Consider the following 16,662-nt stretch of genomic DNA (forward strand, 5'->3'; position numbering starts at 1 on the left):
TAATAGGAGAGGTGGAAGTAGAATGAATGATTCGCAAGTGTTAAAGCAATTTACGTTTTGGCGCTATCGTACGATTCAAGCACTGGATGCTATCACAGAAGAACAAGCTGATTGCCTTCCGGAAGGTTTTACGAATACGGTTCGTTGGAATTTAGGGCATATTCTTGTGACGGCTGAATTTGCTTTAGACCGCTTTACAGATATGGAAAAGAGTCTTCCAGGAAGTTACTCACCATTATTTAAAGCAGGTACGCGACCTGAGCAATGGGCGGAATCACCGCCTTCACTTGCAGAGATAAAATATTACTTATTAGAGCAAATTAATCGTATAAAGGAGTTGGAAGGTAAACTTCGCGATCCGCTTCAATATGAATTTTCAATAGGCTCTTATTTGGAACTCGAGACAATTGGAGAACTTTTATTATTTCTAATGAATCATGAGAATCTTCATCTTGGAACAATTAGTGGCATAAAACGAGCTCAAGGTATAAAAGAACTTTGGAAAAAAGCATCTGTATGAGTACAGTCAAAAACGCGTGTGATTCACGCGTTTTTTTGTTTGGTTACAAAAAAATGTGTCAAAAAGCAAGTTTAGACGCTAGTATTTGTAAAAAACACAGGAATTTTAAATTTTCTAAAAAAAGGTTGAACACTTTTGGAAAGTTGTTATATAATACTAACAAATAAAACAAATTGTATTATAACAGATGGAGGGAATCTAAAATGGATTGTTACACTTGTTATGGAAATGGTGAACTTGAATGTCCGCACTGTCATGGGAAAGAAAGAAAAAATGATGGTTGTCACCACTGTGAGGGAGAAGGTTGCGTTGGATGTCACCGTTGTAACAGTAGCGGTAGGCTTGAATAGGAGGGAAAGCTGTGCTTGATGGAATTGTTGAAAGCGCTAACGTTCACGGAAGTGACTTACTAACACATGAAGCGATGATGTTTCTACAGAAGCTTCATCATCGCTTTCATCAAGATCTACATCAGTTAGAAGAACAGCAAAATCGCACATCGAATGGTCAACTTCTAATGGAAACAAAGGATATAAGAGAAGCTAGTTGGGAAGTAAAAGCTGTTCGTAAAGACCTTCAAGAGAGACGCGTCGTTCTCAAGAATTCGGCCTCTCCATTAGAGTCGGTACCTCAAAAATCTGGGGCCAATCTTTTTATAGCTGATTACTTTACAGAATCGCTTTCTTTCACTGATCGTTTGATCGCACAGGAAAATCTCAAGTTGTTTATTCAAAAGAATTTTTTTCACACGGTTCAAAAACCAATTGCCGTAATGATTACACCTTCTGACTGGAGAAGGAAAGATACGATTAATGGTCTGCAAATGTCAGCTAGTCTAGTAGATTTTGGTCTTTATGTATTTCATCATACTGAAACTTTAAAAAGAAATGGTTCAGCTCCATACCTTTGCTTACAAGGGCTAGCAACTTACGAGGAAGCGAAGTGGTGGAATAACGTTCTTACTTATTTAGAAAGAGAAATGAATTTGAAAGAAGGCACAATAAAAGCAACAATCACGATCACAATGGAAAATGTTCATCAAACAGAAGAAATGCTTTATGAACTACGTAACCATTGTGCGGGGATTCACTTGTTAGAAGGAAACAGGGGGATAACGGACGTAGCAAGATCTGTTATTAGTATTGGACACAAGCGAAAAACCCACGTCATTAGTGAGGGTAGTGAAAAGAAAAGACAGTCGGATCTTTTCGAAACACTCACGCGAGAAGCGGTAGAAGGATTTGATGGTAAATGCGTTACAGACACCAGTTTGATACAGATGATAAAAGGCATTTGGAATCATTATATGCCTGAACCAAATCAAATCTGGAAAAAGCGCCATGAATATTTAAGTGTATTGGCTGATTTGAACCAAACAAAGGTTGTATAACTTAAAAAACTTAGGGGGAATTAATTATGACAAAGCAAACGGCAGCATCACTTCAAGAAAATTGGAAGCAAGAACGTTTTAAAGGAATCGAACGCCCATATTCACCTGAGGAAGTGTTGAGGTTGCAGGGATCCATTCAAATTGAGTATACCCTTGCAAAGAGAGGGTCAGAGAGGTTATGGAAGCTCGTTAACGAAGAGGATTTTGTTAACGCGCTAGGAGCTCTTACTGGTAACCAGGCAGTTCAGCAGGTGAAAGCTGGCTTAAAAGCCATATACTTAAGCGGTTGGCAAGTAGCCGCAGATGCGAATGTATCAGGTCAAATGTATCCGGACCAAAGTTTGTATCCTGTAAACAGCGTACCACAAGTTGTGAAACGAATTAATCAAGCGCTCCAACGAGCGGATCAAATTGAACATTCAGAGGGTATTCACGATCGGGATTGGTTTGTGCCAATTGTGGCTGATGCTGAAGCTGGTTTTGGTGGGGCGCTAAATGTTTTTGAACTTATGAAGTCCATGATTGAAGCAGGGGCAGCTGCTGTCCACTTTGAGGATCAACTTTCTTCAGAGAAGAAATGTGGTCACCTTGGAGGAAAGGTTCTTCTTCCAACACAGCAGGCGGTGAAAAATTTAATTTCAGCACGTTTAGCAGCAGATGTGATGGGCGTACCAACGTTAATCATTGCGCGGACGGACGCGAATGCAGCCAACTTAATTACGAGCGATGTTGATAAATATGATGGTGAATTTTTAACAGGTGAACGCACTCCTGAAGGCTTTTTCTACACGAAACCAGGTCTTGATCAGGCGATTGCAAGAGGCCTTGCTTATGCGCCGTACGCTGATCTTATCTGGTGTGAAACGTCTGAACCTAATTTGGAAGAAGCTCAAAAATTCGCAAATGCTATACATGAGCGTTTCCCTGGAAAATTGCTAGCATACAACTGTTCGCCTTCTTTTAACTGGAAAAAGAAGTTGGATGATGAAACGATCGCTAAATTCCAACGCGAATTAGGTAAGATGGGCTATAAGTTCCAATTTGTTACACTTGCTGGTTTCCATGCGCTTAATCACAGCATGTTCGAACTTGCACGAGACTATAAGGATAATGGAATGGCAGCTTACTCAAGACTTCAGCAAGCTGAATTTGCTAGTGAGGCAGATGGTTACTCTGCTACAAGACACCAGCGTGAGGTTGGAACAGGCTACTTTGATGCTGTATCACAGGTCATTACAGGAGGAACATCTTCTACGACTGCTTTAAAAGGTTCAACGGAAGAAGAGCAGTTTACTTCAACGAAATAAGAGAAAAAACCGGCTGAAATTCAGCCGGTTTTTGTGTGGAATGCGTTTAAATAGAGAAAGCGGATGAGAAAGAGGAAGGGTAATGAGTGAAAAACACTTATTTCCGCGATATTTCCAAGAATTCCGCGAAATTGGTTTTGGATCTCTCACGGCCCGCTTTCGCTTTTCGTAGATCCAGCTACGACTCGCAGAAACTGCGATATTTCACTCTTTCACCAGAACACAAAGGGCGTGTTCTAGTTCTAGAGCTCCAATATCTCCGTTTCTAAACGCTCGTCTCCGCTTTTCGCGAGATCCAGCTACGACTCGCAGAAACTGCGATATTTCACTCTTTCACCAGAACACAAAGGGCGTGTTCTAGTTCTAGAGCTCCAATATCTCCGTTTCTAAACGCTCGTCTCCGCTTTTCGCGAGATCCAGCTACGACTCGCAGAAACTGCGATATTTCACTCTTTCACTCTTTCACCAGAACACAAAGGGCGTGTTCTAGTTCTAGAGCTCCAATATCTCCGTTTCTAAACGCTCGTCTCCGCTTTTCGTGTCTAGCTGCAGTGGGCAGACACTCGGTCACTTCACCTTTTCAACTGAACACAAAGATCGTGTTCAAATGAAAAGGCTCCAGTGCCTGCCGTGTCTAACCGCCCACTTCCACTTTTCGTTATTTAAACTTAATTCCTGATTCTTCTACGTTTCCGCCTTCTTTGGCTTCGACTAGGGTGTCGAGGGCTTTGTTTAGGACTTGTTTGTGTTGTTCTTTGTTGTTAGGTTGTCCTACGGCGCTGCCGAATGGGAAGCGGTTATATAGGGAGCGAGGTACGTTAACTTGTTCGCTGATTTCTTTAGACATTGTTAATGTGATTGTTGGAATGCCGTTTTCTTCAAGTACGCGTGCGACCAGACCGGCCGACTGTTGACAGACTGGTCAGGAAGGCACCAACAAAGCGAAGTCTACGTTTTCTTTAAGTAACTTTTGCGCCACCTCTTGAGCTGTCACATTTTTTAGTGGGTGAGGTGTTGGGATATATCCCATAAAGCTATAGTGCGTTTCGGCAAGTTCACCTATACGTCCTTCTTCTTGAAGTTCTTTCATGACATCAAGAGGGAAAAGGACATTTGCATCTTGCCTCGCATTTGTTTGATCATAGTGCTCATGAGATATAGAAAGATCTTTTAATGAAGTTGAAACAGGGATCTCACGATAAGATGGGTCACCAAGTCCAAAGTTATCATTAAAAGGTGTTTGTCCTTTTACATAAAAGCCACCAGTTGAGATTAAAGCACCTTTAGCATTACTTAAGTCTTTATTAAACGGTGTAAATGGACTCGTTTCATTCTTTTCATAACGAAAAGAGGGTACCCAATTTTGTTGAACGGCTTGTTCGACTTTTTCAATCATATATTCTCCTCCTTCATAATAAAATTTATGGTACCTGTTTGTTTTAGCATGTATACAAAAAAAACAAAAGTAAAATGTCCTGACCAGCATAAACGGCTTCCTTATGAAATAGGATGAATAGTAAAAGAGCAAGGAGGGACAGGCCGCTATGATAAAGAGAAGAAACGCCTTAATCAAATGATCATTCGCTTCTTCACTTTCTTAATCGGATTTGGTCTCTCCGTTGCGGGCGGTGTTACGTTAATACTACAACTAAATTTAATTATTATTGGACATAGCTTGTTTGAGTATTTTGCGCATATTTCACAAACAACGGAACTTTATTTATTTGTATCGGGAGTTATCGTTGTTTGGTTTAGTGTTTATTGGCCGAGGTTGTAGCTCTTAAGAATTCGGATAACTCCGCTAATGCCCCTTCCCGAATAAGAAACCTCTCATACCCTATACTGTAGGCAACCATCATGATAGCCGACAGGAAAGGGAGGAGACCTATGGACAATTATCTCCCCTCACAGGGGAATTTCTTTCAATACCCAGAAACAAGAATGACTCATGAAATGAGACAATATGCTTACCAGCGACCATATCCCTTCATTGGTGGTTTTGCAGGAGGGCTCGCTGGAGGACTTGCAGGAGGCTTATTAGGTGCTTTTCTAATTCCAGGATTATATGGTGGTGGATATGGCTATCCTCCGCCGCGACCAGGATATGGTTATCCAGGTCCTGGCTATGGTGGTTATCCAGGATATGGATATCCCGGAAATCCTGGAGTACGCCCCCCTTATGGATATGGACCGTACTGATCATAACCGGAATAAAAAGCAAAGGACTTCCTTTGCTTTTTATTTTGTCATTTTAAAAAGGTTTCCATGTTAATTGACGAGCCTTCGCAAATCGCTTGTTTACTTCATTCCAATTAACAATACTCCACCAGTTCTCAATATATTGCTTTCGTTTATTTTCGTACTGTAAATAATAAGCGTGCTCCCATACGTCGATGGCAAGGAGGGGAACGATATCCCATTGGCTCAAATTTTGATGTTTCTCTGCCTGAAGAATTTCAAGTCTTCTTGATACGGGAGACCAAACTAAGATTGCCCAGCCGGAACCTTCTACTTTATTCGCAGCATTCGTAAACTGTTGCTTAAATTGATTAAAGGAGCCAAAACTCTTTTGAATTTCAGATCGGAGTTCACTATCCGGTTCTCCACCTTTAGGACTCATAACACTCCAAAATAATGTGTGAAGATAATGACCCGCTCCGTTGAAAGCTAATTCACGTTCCCAATGCTTAATGAGGTCAAAATCATTGTTCTTTCTAGCTTCCTGTAAAGCGAGTTCCGCTTTATTCAATCCATCAACATAGCTTTTGTGGTGAATATCATGGTGTAGCTCCATAATCCTTGCACTAATTGCTGGTTCAAGTGCATTGTACTTGTATGGCAAAGGAGGTAGTGTATGTTCTCCGATCGGAACGGAAGTCGTATTCTCTTGCAAGTTTCGCCATTGATCATACAAGTTGTGAGCTACTTCAAACCATGCCTTTTCTTGGTCACCTTCAAGACGCTCTTCTGAACGTTGCATGTCGTCTAACCACTTTTCTGTTCGACGAAGTAAGGGGGATTTCAATTGTTCATGAGCTTTACTAGCTAAGACTCGATCTCTTAGTAGATATCCCCATTCAAGCAGTTCATCTGACAATTCTCTCATCCCCTCAATTCTTATTTAGACGTTATTACTATATGAGTCGTGTTACTAAATTGTTTCAATCTCTTAATAAATGTTTTTAATATGAAACATTTGGGTAACCCCTCTTTATGGAGTTTTACGTTAAGGGGGATTATTATGGGGAAAAAAATGAACGAAGAACCACATACAGGAAAAAACGAGGGGTTAAGGAAAAAGAAGCGTTTTGCTCGAAATGTATTACTAACTGCAGCTTTTTTAATGGTGTTTGTCTTAACTTTTGGGGGTTACCAAACGTATGCGTACATTAACGAAGCACCAACGCTTGAAGGAAATAAATTAAGCTTACCGCAATCTTCTACTTTATTTGATGCTGAAGGAAACAAAATAACTGACATCGTCGGGAAAGAACATCGCAAGGTTGTTTCATTTGATGAAATTCCTGAACATGTCGTGAATGCTTTTATTGCAGTTGAAGATGTAAGGTATTGGGATCACAATGGCGTTGACATTAAACGAATTGGTGGAGCCGTTGTCGCAAATATCCAAGATGGGTTTGGGGCAGAAGGAGCAAGTACGATTACACAACAGGTCGTTAAAAACATGCTTCTTGAACCTGAAAAGACCGTAAAGCGGAAAGTTCAGGAAGCTTACCTTGCAATGGAATTAGAAAAGCAGTATTCCAAAGAAGAAATTTTAGAAATGTATTTAAATAAAATTTATTTTGGTCAGGGAGCATATGGCGTTGCAACCGCAGCTGAGACATATTTTAATAAGTCACTTGAAGAGTTGACGACGGCTGAAGCTGCTTTATTAGCGGGACTTCCACAGCGTCCGTCTGGATATGATCCATATAAACATCCGGACATTGCTACTGATCGTCGAGCAACGGTACTAAGCTTAATGGAGCAACATGGGTTTATTTCTGTTCAAGAACGTGAAAAGGCGGCTTCTGTCGCTATTGAAGATACAATTGTAGATAAGAAAAATCAGTCTACCACGAACGATGCTTTTATTGATCAAGTGATCGATGATTTAGAGAAAGCAGGTATTCCTGAAGAGGCTCTCTATTCAGGAGGATTAGAAATTCATACAACGCTAGACGCTCAAGCACAGAAAATTGTCGACGAGTCGCTTACAACAAATCAAGTAGTTGAATACCCCGATGAAGAGTTTAGAGCGGGTATCTCACTTGTTGATACTCAGTCTGGTGCTATTCGTGCCATAGGTGGCAATCGTCAAACCGGGGAAGACGACGTGCAAAAAGGGTTTAATTATGCAACTCAATTAGAACGTTCACCAGGTTCTACGATCAAGCCAATTCTTGATTATGCACCAGGTATAGAAAAACTTAAATGGTCGACAAATCAACAGTTTATCGATGAAGAACTTGAATTGAATGGAAAAGAATTTAGTAATTGGAATGACGAGTTTCAAGGCAGCGTTTCGATTCGAGAAGCACTACAATGGTCTTATAATATTCCTGCTATTAAAGCATTTATGGAAGTTGGAGGAGAAGAAGCTCAAAGTTTTGCAGAGAAACTTGGCATTTCAATTGAAGAAACATATCCGGCCTATGCGATCGGTGGCTTTGCGAATGGAATCTCCCCTTTACAGCTTTCAGGAGCGTATGCGGCGTTTGGTTCTGGTGGAACTTTTCACGAACCTTATAGTGTAGAGAAAGTGGTCTATCCAAACGGAAAAGAAATGCAACTTTCCTCAAAACCTGAAAAAGCAATGAGTGAAGGAACAGCCTATATGATTACAGATATGCTACGAACCGTCGTTAAAGAAGGGACGGGCATGCAGGCAGCTGTAAAAGGGTTAGATATAGCTGGAAAGACGGGAACAACGAGTCTTGAAGAAGGCGTTGTTGGAGATGGTGTATCAGATGCATGGTTCTCTGGATATACAACGAACTACACTGCAGCAGTTTGGACTGGATACGATAAAACCACTCAAAGTACGTACATTCATAAAGAAGATGATGACATTGCAAAATTGTTATTTCAACATGTCATGAGTGAAGTATCAAAAGGGAAAGATACACCGGATTTTGAACAGCCTGATTCAGTTGAAGAGATTGAAATTGATAAAACATCTGGACTACGTGCAAATAATGCAACGCCTTCATCAAATATTATTAAAGAACTTTATTTTAAAGGAGAAGAGCCGAAAAAAGCTCCGTTGCCTAAAAAGAAAGAACCATCAAATGATAGCGAAAGTGATCAAACCGATAAGAAACGCGAGACCAAAAAACCTGCAGATAAAGCTGCAAAAGAAAAAAAGCAACCTGAGAAAAAAGTAGAAAAAAAGCCACAGCCGAAACCAAATAATTCTGGAAAGGAAACAGAAAAGGAAAAACCTAAGAAACAGAAAGAGCCGGAAGTAAAACAAGAGGAACAAAATGAACCAGAAGAAAAAAAGAAAGAACAGAATAAACCAGAAGAGCCATCAACCGATCCAGTAGAAAGTTCAGAGTCTGATAGCTCTGGAAATGCTGATGGGGAGAGTACCGGTGAAAGTGAGACAACACCAGATCCGAATAATAATGAAACAGGTAATGAAGACTCAGGTAATGAAGAAACAAGTGAAGATGAAACTAGTACAGAAGAAAATGGTGACAACTCAGGAAACGCTGATCAGTCTGACGATACGGGAGAAGGTACGACTGGCAATGACTCCTCTTCAGGTACAAATGATGACAGCGGAAGTAGTGAGGAAGGCGAGCAGTCAGAACCTGTGGAAAGTGAAGAAGCAAGTGAACCAACAGAAAGTCCAGAAAATCAGCCTTCTGAAGAAGAGACTTCTTCCTCTCAAAAGAACAACGATTCTACTGTAGAAGAAAAAAAGGAAGAAAATCCAACTGAATAACCTCAATTTGTGACGAATGTAACAGTCGTAGCAAGTAGCCTCCATTATGATGAAGAAGGAAAAGAAAATTCATCATATGGAGGTTTTTATTATGAAAGCAGCCGTTGTACATGCATTTAAAGAGCCCTTATCTGTTAAGAATGTGGACAAACCTGTAATTGGTCATGGTGAAATATTAGTGCGTATTAAAGCATGTGGCGTGTGTCATACGGATTTACATGCTGCACACGGAGATTGGCCAGTAAAACCTAAACTACCACTTATCCCTGGTCATGAAGGTGCAGGAATTATTGAGGAAATAGGAGACGGCGTAACACACCTGAAGGTAGGAGACCGGGTTGGTGTACCGTGGCTTTACTCTGCGTGTGGCCACTGTGAGTATTGCTTGACGGGACGCGAAACGCTTTGTAAAGAGCAACAAAATGCTGGCTATTCTGTAGATGGTGGCTATGCACAGTATTGCAAAGCAGATGCTGATTACGCAGTTAAAATTCCAGATAACTTAAGCTTTGAAGAAGTAGCGCCAATCTTTTGTGCAGGAGTTACGACTTACAAAGCTCTGAAAGTGACAGAGGCAAAGCCTGGGCAGTGGGTCGGTATTTATGGAATTGGTGGCCTAGGACACGTTGCTGTTCAATACGCGAAAGCGATGGGGCTTCATGTCGTTGCCGTTGATACGCATAATGAAAAGCTTGCTTTAGCAAAAGAACTCGGCGCAGATCTTACAGTGAATCCGCTAGAAGAAAACTCAGCAGAATTTATTCAACGAGAAGTTGGAGGGGCGCATGGTACGGTTTGTACAGCTGTTTCTAAGCCTGCTTTTAGCGAAGCTTACGCTGCTGTTCGCCGTGGTGGAAGTGTCGTTGCAGTTGGATTACCACCAGAGGAGATGCCGATTCCTATTTTTGATACGGTACTAAATGGAGTGAAAGTAATTGGTTCTATTGTTGGGACGCGCAAGGATTTGATGGAAGCTCTCCAATTTGCTGCTGAAGGAAAAGTGAAAACGATCATTGAGACTCGTCCACTAGAAGAGATTAATCAAATTTTTGAAGAACTCGAAAATGGTGACATTAATGGAAGGGTTGTTCTTACGTTCGAATAAAAAAACCGCCACTGGCGGTTTTTTTATGTTGGAGGAGCTAGTGGTACATATGGTGTTATTTCTGAAGTTTGTGCACTTGGGAGTTCAGGAGCAGGTTCTGTATATCCACCAGTGTTATATAGGTTTGAAAGTGGTTTAATAATACCAGCACTACCAATTTGGAGAACGGAAGAATTCGTGATTCCCTCGACTCTTAGCTGATGAATGACAATGTTTTGGTTGACAAAGAAATTCACAAATCTTCAGCTCCCTAATTGTTAGCGGTAATGTTATCATCTGCAACGTCTGGATCAAGCGAATTAGTTAAGCTGAATCCATTGTTAACAATATGAAAATCCCCTGTATTGAATCCTCCTGAACCAGCATATGTTTTAGAGGTTGATTTCGGTGTCGTGTTAAAACTATCACCGAAGTTAACGACGCCACCTGCGCTATTAATTTTAACTGGTCCTACAATTGAAGGCATGATTGAACACCCTTTAATTCGTTATACCGTAGTGTATGTGCTTGTAAGCCGATACGTTCTTAATCTTCGTCTGCATAAGGATCCGAGAAATATTGGCGGTTATGTTTTATTCGAGCTTCTGTCCGAATCGTTCTTGTAGATCCTACGTGAAGAACAGATGATGCAGCGATACCTGTGATACGTATGCTACCAACTTTAATTATTGGATTCTCATGTATCGTCGTTTGCCTAACATTTTCAGTAAGTAGAGGAAGGGGCAGAGGTTGGGAGTAGATCGGGTATTGTGTCAGGTCTTCAACTTCATCGCCATTAAAGATGGGTTGTTCTCTTTGTAAGGCATAAACTTTTGTTTCAGGTGTCACTTGATTACTATCACCAATTTGTACGATGCTACTACTATCGAGTGAGGTGACATAAATCCAGTTTACAAGTGAAGATCGGCTATACATAAAATCATATCCTTATGACGTTGATAGCGGTACAAAAGGTCTTGAGATGATTAAAGATTCAGGAGGCGTATCGAAAATAGATGAGCAAACAATTGATTCGGTGTCACCTACAAGAAATACAGACGAACTTGCGACCGCCGTAATATCGATATGACCCACTGACAACCCTCTGTTAATAACGGTGTAATTCACTTTAAATCAGTCCTTCCAGGTAAATTTTTCAGGAAAGCTTCCATACCGTTTGAGATGTCTCGCTTAATTTTTGCTGATACATCATCTACTAGTTTCTCTATATTTCCGTCTGGTGAGCGCGTCGCTTGTTGGTTCACATAATAATTAATTCTTTGGTCAAGCTGCTTTTGAATGTCATTTAAAATAAAGTGGCGGTATGGGTCATCGAGTGGATACTGATATGTCTTTTCTAATTCGCCTAATTTTTGTAATGCACCATTTTGCATATACGACTGCACATTCTGTTGAATGGATTGGATTGCTTCAGGTGGAACATTAGAAGGATTCATCCCATTTCCGCCATTTACGGTGAAGTCATCAAGCACATCGGCCCCTCCATTAGGTGTTAGGCCAATGTTTAACGTACCATCCAGTCTTTCAATTTTTAATTGATCGAATTTGTATTCGATTTTTTCGATATTGGTTTTTGGAGATTTAGATAATTCATTGCAATTATCTCTTAACTCATCAATCATATCTTCAAGCATTTTGATACGATTGTTTTGTTGTTCAATGCTTTGTTGCATCCGCTGTAAGATCGCGTAGAAATTATCGTTTGGATACATTGACCATCAACTCCCGTATCAAAATGTTGGTTTCACCTTATTTAATTGTATGTTGTAAATAAATTTAGGTGAATGCCCTCTTATATATTCGCAACAACATTTTGATCCGCAACATCACTATCGTTTACACTTGTCACGCTATAAGAACTGCTCACGTTTAAGCCATCCCCAGTATTAAAAGACCCTCCACCTGCAAAAGTTCTTATGGCACTGGTTGGAGATACAATAAAGACATCGCCGACGTGGAAAACACCACTACTTCCGATCGTGTTTACTTTAATAGCTCCGACGATTGCCGGCATGGTTTCACATCCTTATAAACAGATTTCACTTATTACTGTATGCGGGATAATAGCGTATGTTCGAAAAGAAGAGATATGGTAAACTACCTGAGTAAGGTAGGTGTGCAGAATGAATGAAGTCAGCCAACTAAATATAGAGCTCGTCCGTATGATTAAAGAATGGGATCCGCTGTCCATCGGGGTCGATGATTATGATACAGAAGCAGCGGATGTGGTCCAGCTTGTTCATCAGCTAGATGATGTCGCCGAGTTAGGCAAAGAAATTCAAGCCATTTATCATTTTTCGTATGAAGAAGTGATTCCACTTTCGAAGTGTGAACAGTTAGCCGCTCAACTTCTTGTGCTAAAAAACACTTCATCATGTGAGCGATGAACACGAAGCAGATCCTAAGAGGGTCTGTTTTTTTTATGAATAATATTTTTCGTACGGTAAAAAATAGGCAAGTCACCAAACAAAGCAGAAGGGATGTAATTTTTATGAAATGGATATGGAGTTTCATTATGGTGGTTGCGCTTTTAGTAGCCGTCTCTCCACAAAGTTTAGCAGCGGAAAAGAATAACAATGCGAACGTTCGAGTCATTCATGCTTCACCTGATGCGCCAGCAGTTGATATTTATGTAGATGGGCAACCAGCCTTTAAGAACGCAGCTTTCAAAGATGTGACAGACTATGCAATGTTGGCACCAGGTGAGAAGACAATTCAAGTATTTGCTTCTTCTGCTAATGGAGAAGGAAAGCCAGTCCTTGAACAAAAATTATCTGTAGAAGCAGGGAAAACTTATTCCGTACTGGCGGTCGGTAAGCTCGAGAATCTTGCGTTAAAAGTATTAGAAGACCAAAAGGGATCAGGGGATAAAGCTGGTTTAAGAGCAGTACATGCATCACCAAATGCGCCGGCAGTTGACATCGGGGTTAAGGGTGGAGATGCACTTATTAAAAATCTTGCTTTTACCCAAAACTCGGAATACCAGTTTATTGATCCAGGAACGTACAATCTAGAAATTCGACCGGCCGGAACGGATAAAGCCGTGTTGGATCTACCTAATTTACCAGTAGAAGCTGGAGTAAACTACACCGCGATTGCATTAGGTTTATTAGATGGAGATCCATCATTAAATGTTATTCTTCTAAAAGATGGGAAATAATGATAAAGCCGCAGCTTAGCTGCGGTTTTATTTATCTATAAAATCGATAAAGGAGCAGGAAGAAAGATGCATACTAAACATACTGTAAGGTACATTTGTGAACGCTATTCTAGCGGAAATTGTTACTATTATAAACAAGAGCTTATTACACATGATTCCTGGCAAAATCCAGCTTCAATTAACTGGTCAACGAAAAGACCAATATCTAGTAGAACGTTCTTTGCTAAGGAGAGGGAAGGGTATAAAACAGTCAACATTTTGCATCGTAAAAAACCAGCTGAAGTTCTTCCATTCTCAAGAACATAAGAAGGTTTATGTGATTAAGAAGGAAGGAATGTGATAGAAAAAGGGGGAATTTATGATGAAAACAATTTATCATGTTCAAACTGGAAAGACCAATTCATGGGAGCTAAAAAAAGAAGGAGCCGAACAAGCGACGAAATCGTTTGAAACAAAAGAAGAAGCTTACCAGTTTGGAAGGAAAATTTGTGATGAAAATCGCCCTTCAGAGCTAGTCGTTCACCAAGAAAACGGTCAAATTGAAGATCGAAGTCTTTATAATAGCTAGACATTTCTTTTCGATTCGTACATATTTTTCAGCTTATGAATAAACATAGTACTAACTACTATCCTGATGAAAGAAGGGAATATTCATGGATTTTATAAGTCCAACAGCTGGAAAAGTAACGATCGAACAGGTAACACACTTGATTGAGAATTATACGAAAGAAGATCCTAAGGGTACCTATCGGATTGTTATTGGAACCGATTCACAGACAAGCCGTAAAGCGACGCAGTTTGTGACGGCGCTTATTATTCACCGTGTTGGCAAAGGAGCAAGGATATTCTACCGAAAAGTAAAACAAAAACCGATTCATGAGCTCAGGCATCGCATTTACAAAGAGACTGAAATGAGTCTTGAGCTCATGGAATCGTTAAAAAATGAAGGGTTTGCAGAACTATTAGAAACGTGGCCAATTGAAATTCATCTTGATGTTGGAAAACAAGGTGAAACACGGAAAGTGATTCAAGAAGTCGTGGGTTGGGTTACTTCTGTAGGGTATATCGCACGCATTAAGCCCGATTCATACGGAGCAAGTAGTGTTGCAGATCGTTACACGAAATCTATTAGCTAAACTGGCCGAATGTGCCGGTTTTTTGTTGTGAAAATAGGATGAAATGCACAATGATTGAAACCTCATCTCTGCTCACTCGTATTACTAGTAGAGTAAAAAGATAGGAGGAGAGCTAAATGAAGTTTCGAATGATTGCAATGGTTAGTGCACTCATGCTTATCTTGGCTGCATGCAGTGGGACAACGGAATCTGGTGGAGAAGTGAGCGTGGAAGAAGGTGTCGACGCCAAAGAAGTTTTTGAGAAATCCATTTCAGCTCAGGAAGACATAGAAAACTTCCATATGAAAGCGGATATGGTTCAGAGCATCGGTTCAGGTGAAGAAGAGATGGAAGTGAAGAGCGTGATTGATGCTGACATGGTGATGGACCCAATGGCTTTTCATCAAATGATTGATATGACAGCAAATGGAGAAAGCATGCAGGTAGAATCATACTTTACTGAAGAAGGCTTTTTTATGAAGCAAGGTGAACAGTGGATGAAATTTCCTGATGATATGACGGACACGCTGCTATCTCTTCAAGAAACACAAGGGGATCCAAAGGAACAAATGGAAATGTTAAAAGAATTTGTTGATGAATTTACGTTAACAGAAGAAGAAGATACGTATGTGATGACACTCAAAGCATCCGGTGAGAAATTTCAAGGTCTAATGGAAAAGACAGCGGAAGAAATGGGTGGACAAAATCAAATTATGGAAGAAGCAATGGATCAAATGAACGTAAATGAAGTTGCCTACACCTATACAATTGATAAGGAAGATTACCTTCCTGTTCAAATGAAAATGACGATGGATAGTGAGATGACCATGGAAGGTGAAACGATTTCAAGTGAGATGAAAATGGACTCCACTTATGATCAGTATAATAAAATTGATGAAGTAAAGGTGCCGGAAGAAGTGATTGAACAGGCCAAGGATATGCCAGGGATGAGTGAATAATCATACGAGTGCTGTGTAAAGCAGCACTTTTTTTGATGTTGAAAACCGAAGAAATGTGATATTACTGGAAAAAAGTGCACGAAAGCGTTACGATTAGCTCATTCGTATTGTTAGAAAGGAGCGAAGATAATGCCATCAGAAAACCTTGTATACGATCAATTTAAACGTCCGCTAAGGGATCTTCGTATATCAGTTACAGACCGGTGTAACTTCCGTTGCCGTTATTGTATGCCTGAAGAAACGTTCGGACCAGATTATGAATTTCTTCCAAAAACAAGTCTCCTTCAATTTGAAGAGATTACAAGGCTTGCTCGTTTGTTTGTTGAAATGGGGGTTGAGAAAATTCGCCTTACTGGTGGCGAACCGCTTTTAAGAAGAGACTTGGATGTGTTGATTACCATGTTATCTGAGATTAACGGGTTAACTGATATAGCGCTTACGACAAATGCTTCGCTACTGAAAAAGCAAGCCTTCAAGTTAAAAGAGGCAGGACTAACTCGAGTGAATGTTAGTCTAGATGCCATTCATGACGAAACATTTGGAAAGATGAATGGAAGAGGCACGAAGATTAAACCTGTCCTTGAAGGAATTCAAGCAGCCGCTGATGCCGGTCTTCAAGTCAAAATCAATATGGTCGTTCAAAAAGGTGTTAATGACCATGAAATTGTACCTATGGCTTCTTATTTTAGAAATAGTGGTCACATCGTTCGTTTCATCGAGTATATGGACGTAGGAAATTCAAACGGATGGAAATTTGATCATGTGATGAGTAAAAAGGAAATCATTGATCAATTATCAGAGGTTTATGATTTAGAACCTCTTGATGCAGCATACTTCGGAGAGGTCGCGTCCCGTTACCAATACAAAGATGGTAGTGGTGAGGTTGGCGTCATTTCCTCTGTTAGCGATTCATTTTGTTCAAGTTGCACAAGAGCGCGTCTTTCTGCTGATGGTGCTCTGTATACATGCTTATTTGCTTCAAAAGGGACTAGTCTTCGAAACCCACTAAGAAACGGAGCCACTGATGAAGAGCTAAGGACCATGTTAGCAAACTTATGGAATGGACGAGATGATCGTTATTCAGATGAGCGAACGGAAGAAAGTGTATTAAATCGAGAAAAGATAGAAATGTCCTTTATAGGTGGTTAAC

At 40.4% G+C, this 16,662-nt stretch carries 23 protein-coding genes; 15 read left to right on the forward strand and 8 right to left on the reverse strand.

Annotation, left to right across the window (positions count from 1 at the left end; translation table 11 throughout):
* Window positions 1-22 precede the first annotated feature (22 nt).
* The 4 genes from PQ578_RS11925 (at window position 23) to aceA (ending at window position 3,217) form a co-directional block, all read left to right on the forward strand.
* Window positions 23-520 carry a DinB family protein gene (locus tag PQ578_RS11925; protein WP_273834535.1) on the forward strand — a complete coding sequence of 166 codons (498 nt, stop codon included), beginning with the start codon at window positions 23-25 and terminating at the stop codon, window positions 518-520.
* A 135-nt stretch (window positions 521-655) separates the two neighbouring features.
* Window positions 656-889: a hypothetical protein gene (locus tag PQ578_RS11930; RefSeq protein ID WP_273834536.1), complete on the forward strand. Its 234-nt coding sequence runs from the start codon at window positions 656-658 to the stop codon at window positions 887-889.
* Window positions 882-1,910 carry an aldolase/citrate lyase/malate synthase family protein gene (locus PQ578_RS11935; protein ID WP_273834537.1) on the forward strand — a complete coding sequence of 343 codons (1,029 nt, stop codon included), beginning with the start codon at window positions 882-884 and terminating at the stop codon, window positions 1,908-1,910. Before PQ578_RS11930 ends, PQ578_RS11935 begins: the two co-directional genes overlap by 8 nt.
* A 26-nt stretch (window positions 1,911-1,936) precedes the next feature.
* On the forward strand, window positions 1,937-3,217 hold the full coding sequence (aceA, locus tag PQ578_RS11940; protein ID WP_098443023.1) for an isocitrate lyase: 1,281 nt from the start codon (window positions 1,937-1,939) through the stop codon (window positions 3,215-3,217).
* A gap of 922 nt (window positions 3,218-4,139) precedes the next feature.
* On the opposite strand, the gene PQ578_RS11945 is transcribed toward aceA, so the two are convergent.
* Window positions 4,140-4,613 (reverse strand): glycine/sarcosine/betaine reductase selenoprotein B family protein, encoded by a 474-nt coding sequence (locus PQ578_RS11945; protein ID WP_166001311.1) that lies wholly within the window; start codon window positions 4,611-4,613, stop codon window positions 4,140-4,142.
* 177 nt (window positions 4,614-4,790) lie between these two features.
* Here PQ578_RS11945 and PQ578_RS11950 point away from each other — a divergent pair, with 177 nt between their 5' ends.
* Both PQ578_RS11950 and PQ578_RS11955 read left to right on the forward strand, forming a co-directional pair.
* Entirely contained in the window at window positions 4,791-4,994 is a 204-nt protein-coding gene (locus tag PQ578_RS11950; RefSeq protein WP_273834539.1) for a YuzI family membrane protein, read from the forward strand.
* 110 nt (window positions 4,995-5,104) lie between these two features.
* Complete coding sequence (locus tag PQ578_RS11955; RefSeq protein ID WP_273834541.1) at window positions 5,105-5,416, forward strand: hypothetical protein; 312 nt, start codon at window positions 5,105-5,107, stop codon at window positions 5,414-5,416.
* A 52-nt stretch (window positions 5,417-5,468) separates the two neighbouring features.
* Here the strand turns inward: PQ578_RS11955 and PQ578_RS11960 are convergent, their stop codons facing one another.
* A complete protein-coding gene (locus PQ578_RS11960) occupies window positions 5,469-6,323 on the reverse strand; it encodes a superoxide dismutase (protein ID WP_420541545.1) in 855 nt (284 codons plus the stop codon).
* 135 nt (window positions 6,324-6,458) lie between these two features.
* On the opposite strand from PQ578_RS11960, the gene PQ578_RS11965 reads away from it, so the two are divergent.
* Together PQ578_RS11965 and adhP are read left to right on the forward strand one after the other, a co-directional pair.
* A complete protein-coding gene (locus PQ578_RS11965; protein WP_273834543.1) occupies window positions 6,459-9,173 on the forward strand; it encodes a PBP1A family penicillin-binding protein in 2,715 nt (904 codons plus the stop codon).
* A gap of 91 nt (window positions 9,174-9,264) precedes the next feature.
* Window positions 9,265-10,278, forward strand: coding sequence for an alcohol dehydrogenase AdhP (gene adhP / locus PQ578_RS11970; RefSeq protein WP_273834544.1), 1,014 nt, complete (start codon window positions 9,265-9,267; stop codon window positions 10,276-10,278).
* A 23-nt stretch (window positions 10,279-10,301) separates the two neighbouring features.
* On the opposite strand, the gene PQ578_RS11975 is transcribed toward adhP, so the two are convergent.
* From PQ578_RS11975 to PQ578_RS12000, 6 genes are all read right to left on the reverse strand, one after another.
* The gene (locus PQ578_RS11975) at window positions 10,302-10,514 is read right to left on the reverse strand and encodes a spore germination protein GerPB (protein ID WP_273834545.1); all 213 of its coding nucleotides are present in this window, start codon (window positions 10,512-10,514) and stop codon (window positions 10,302-10,304) included.
* Window positions 10,515-10,528: 14 nt separating this feature from the next.
* Entirely contained in the window at window positions 10,529-10,744 is a 216-nt protein-coding gene (locus tag PQ578_RS11980) for a spore germination protein (protein WP_273834546.1), read from the reverse strand.
* A 59-nt stretch (window positions 10,745-10,803) separates the two neighbouring features.
* Entirely contained in the window at window positions 10,804-11,193 is a 390-nt protein-coding gene (locus tag PQ578_RS11985; RefSeq protein WP_273834547.1) for a spore germination protein GerPE, read from the reverse strand.
* A gap of 12 nt (window positions 11,194-11,205) precedes the next feature.
* Window positions 11,206-11,385, reverse strand: a complete 180-nt coding sequence (locus PQ578_RS11990) for a spore gernimation protein GerPD (RefSeq protein ID WP_273834548.1) — start codon at window positions 11,383-11,385, stop codon at window positions 11,206-11,208.
* On the reverse strand, window positions 11,382-11,990 hold the full coding sequence (gerPC, locus tag PQ578_RS11995) for a spore germination protein GerPC (protein WP_224879221.1): 609 nt from the start codon (window positions 11,988-11,990) through the stop codon (window positions 11,382-11,384). The genes PQ578_RS11990 and gerPC overlap by 4 nt, the downstream gene beginning before the upstream one ends.
* Window positions 11,991-12,070: 80 nt before the next feature.
* On the reverse strand, window positions 12,071-12,292 hold the full coding sequence (locus PQ578_RS12000; RefSeq protein ID WP_160920091.1) for a spore germination protein: 222 nt from the start codon (window positions 12,290-12,292) through the stop codon (window positions 12,071-12,073).
* A 109-nt stretch (window positions 12,293-12,401) separates the two neighbouring features.
* Between PQ578_RS12000 and PQ578_RS12005 the strand changes: the two genes are divergently transcribed.
* The 7 genes from PQ578_RS12005 to moaA all read left to right on the forward strand — a co-directional run bounded on the left by PQ578_RS12005 (window position 12,402) and on the right by moaA (window position 16,661).
* Window positions 12,402-12,665 (forward strand): DUF1871 family protein, encoded by a 264-nt coding sequence (locus PQ578_RS12005; protein ID WP_273834549.1) that lies wholly within the window; start codon window positions 12,402-12,404, stop codon window positions 12,663-12,665.
* Window positions 12,666-12,769: 104 nt separating this feature from the next.
* A complete protein-coding gene (locus tag PQ578_RS12010; RefSeq protein ID WP_273834550.1) occupies window positions 12,770-13,438 on the forward strand; it encodes a DUF4397 domain-containing protein in 669 nt (222 codons plus the stop codon).
* Window positions 13,439-13,504: 66 nt separating this feature from the next.
* Complete coding sequence (locus PQ578_RS12015) at window positions 13,505-13,744, forward strand: hypothetical protein (protein ID WP_098443036.1); 240 nt, start codon at window positions 13,505-13,507, stop codon at window positions 13,742-13,744.
* A 55-nt stretch (window positions 13,745-13,799) separates the two neighbouring features.
* The gene (locus PQ578_RS12020; RefSeq protein ID WP_273834551.1) at window positions 13,800-14,006 is read left to right on the forward strand and encodes a DUF2188 domain-containing protein; all 207 of its coding nucleotides are present in this window, start codon (window positions 13,800-13,802) and stop codon (window positions 14,004-14,006) included.
* Between the two features lie 85 nt (window positions 14,007-14,091).
* The gene (locus tag PQ578_RS12025) at window positions 14,092-14,574 is read left to right on the forward strand and encodes a ribonuclease H-like YkuK family protein (RefSeq protein ID WP_166001334.1); all 483 of its coding nucleotides are present in this window, start codon (window positions 14,092-14,094) and stop codon (window positions 14,572-14,574) included.
* A gap of 116 nt (window positions 14,575-14,690) precedes the next feature.
* A complete protein-coding gene (locus PQ578_RS12030; RefSeq protein ID WP_273834553.1) occupies window positions 14,691-15,512 on the forward strand; it encodes a DUF6612 family protein in 822 nt (273 codons plus the stop codon).
* Between the two features lie 129 nt (window positions 15,513-15,641).
* Window positions 15,642-16,661, forward strand: coding sequence for a GTP 3',8-cyclase MoaA (gene moaA, locus PQ578_RS12035; RefSeq protein WP_160920097.1), 1,020 nt, complete (start codon window positions 15,642-15,644; stop codon window positions 16,659-16,661).
* Window position 16,662: the final 1 nt, after the last annotated feature.

Source organism: Guptibacillus sedimenti, from assembly GCF_028610665.1.
Classification (GTDB): Bacteria; Bacillota; Bacilli; order Bacillales; family Guptibacillaceae; genus Guptibacillus; species Guptibacillus sedimenti.

Excerpts from the sequence above, each read along its gene's own strand:
- PQ578_RS12015 (WP_098443036.1), top strand. The coding sequence starts at position 13,505 with ATGCATACTAAACATACTGTAAGGTACATTTGTGAACGCTATTCTAGC.
- gerPC (WP_224879221.1), bottom strand. The coding sequence starts at position 11,990 with ATGTATCCAAACGATAATTTCTACGCGATCTTACAGCGGATGCAACAA.
- PQ578_RS12005 (WP_273834549.1), top strand. The coding sequence starts at position 12,402 with ATGAATGAAGTCAGCCAACTAAATATAGAGCTCGTCCGTATGATTAAA.
- PQ578_RS11965 (WP_273834543.1), top strand. The coding sequence starts at position 6,459 with ATGGGGAAAAAAATGAACGAAGAACCACATACAGGAAAAAACGAGGGG.
- PQ578_RS12020 (WP_273834551.1), top strand. The coding sequence starts at position 13,800 with ATGAAAACAATTTATCATGTTCAAACTGGAAAGACCAATTCATGGGAG.
- PQ578_RS11960 (WP_420541545.1), bottom strand. The coding sequence starts at position 6,323 with ATGAGAGAATTGTCAGATGAACTGCTTGAATGGGGATATCTACTAAGA.
- PQ578_RS12025 (WP_166001334.1), top strand. The coding sequence starts at position 14,092 with ATGGATTTTATAAGTCCAACAGCTGGAAAAGTAACGATCGAACAGGTA.
- adhP (WP_273834544.1), top strand. The coding sequence starts at position 9,265 with ATGAAAGCAGCCGTTGTACATGCATTTAAAGAGCCCTTATCTGTTAAG.
- PQ578_RS11955 (WP_273834541.1), top strand. The coding sequence starts at position 5,105 with ATGGACAATTATCTCCCCTCACAGGGGAATTTCTTTCAATACCCAGAA.
- PQ578_RS11945 (WP_166001311.1), bottom strand. The coding sequence starts at position 4,613 with ATGATTGAAAAAGTCGAACAAGCCGTTCAACAAAATTGGGTACCCTCT.
- aceA (WP_098443023.1), top strand. The coding sequence starts at position 1,937 with ATGACAAAGCAAACGGCAGCATCACTTCAAGAAAATTGGAAGCAAGAA.
- PQ578_RS12030 (WP_273834553.1), top strand. The coding sequence starts at position 14,691 with ATGAAGTTTCGAATGATTGCAATGGTTAGTGCACTCATGCTTATCTTG.
- moaA (WP_160920097.1), top strand. The coding sequence starts at position 15,642 with ATGCCATCAGAAAACCTTGTATACGATCAATTTAAACGTCCGCTAAGG.
- PQ578_RS12010 (WP_273834550.1), top strand. The coding sequence starts at position 12,770 with ATGAAATGGATATGGAGTTTCATTATGGTGGTTGCGCTTTTAGTAGCC.
- PQ578_RS11980 (WP_273834546.1), bottom strand. The coding sequence starts at position 10,744 with ATGCCTTCAATTGTAGGACCAGTTAAAATTAATAGCGCAGGTGGCGTC.
- PQ578_RS11985 (WP_273834547.1), bottom strand. The coding sequence starts at position 11,193 with ATGTATAGCCGATCTTCACTTGTAAACTGGATTTATGTCACCTCACTC.
- PQ578_RS11925 (WP_273834535.1), top strand. The coding sequence starts at position 23 with ATGAATGATTCGCAAGTGTTAAAGCAATTTACGTTTTGGCGCTATCGT.
- PQ578_RS11950 (WP_273834539.1), top strand. The coding sequence starts at position 4,791 with ATGATCATTCGCTTCTTCACTTTCTTAATCGGATTTGGTCTCTCCGTT.
- PQ578_RS12000 (WP_160920091.1), bottom strand. The coding sequence starts at position 12,292 with ATGCCGGCAATCGTCGGAGCTATTAAAGTAAACACGATCGGAAGTAGT.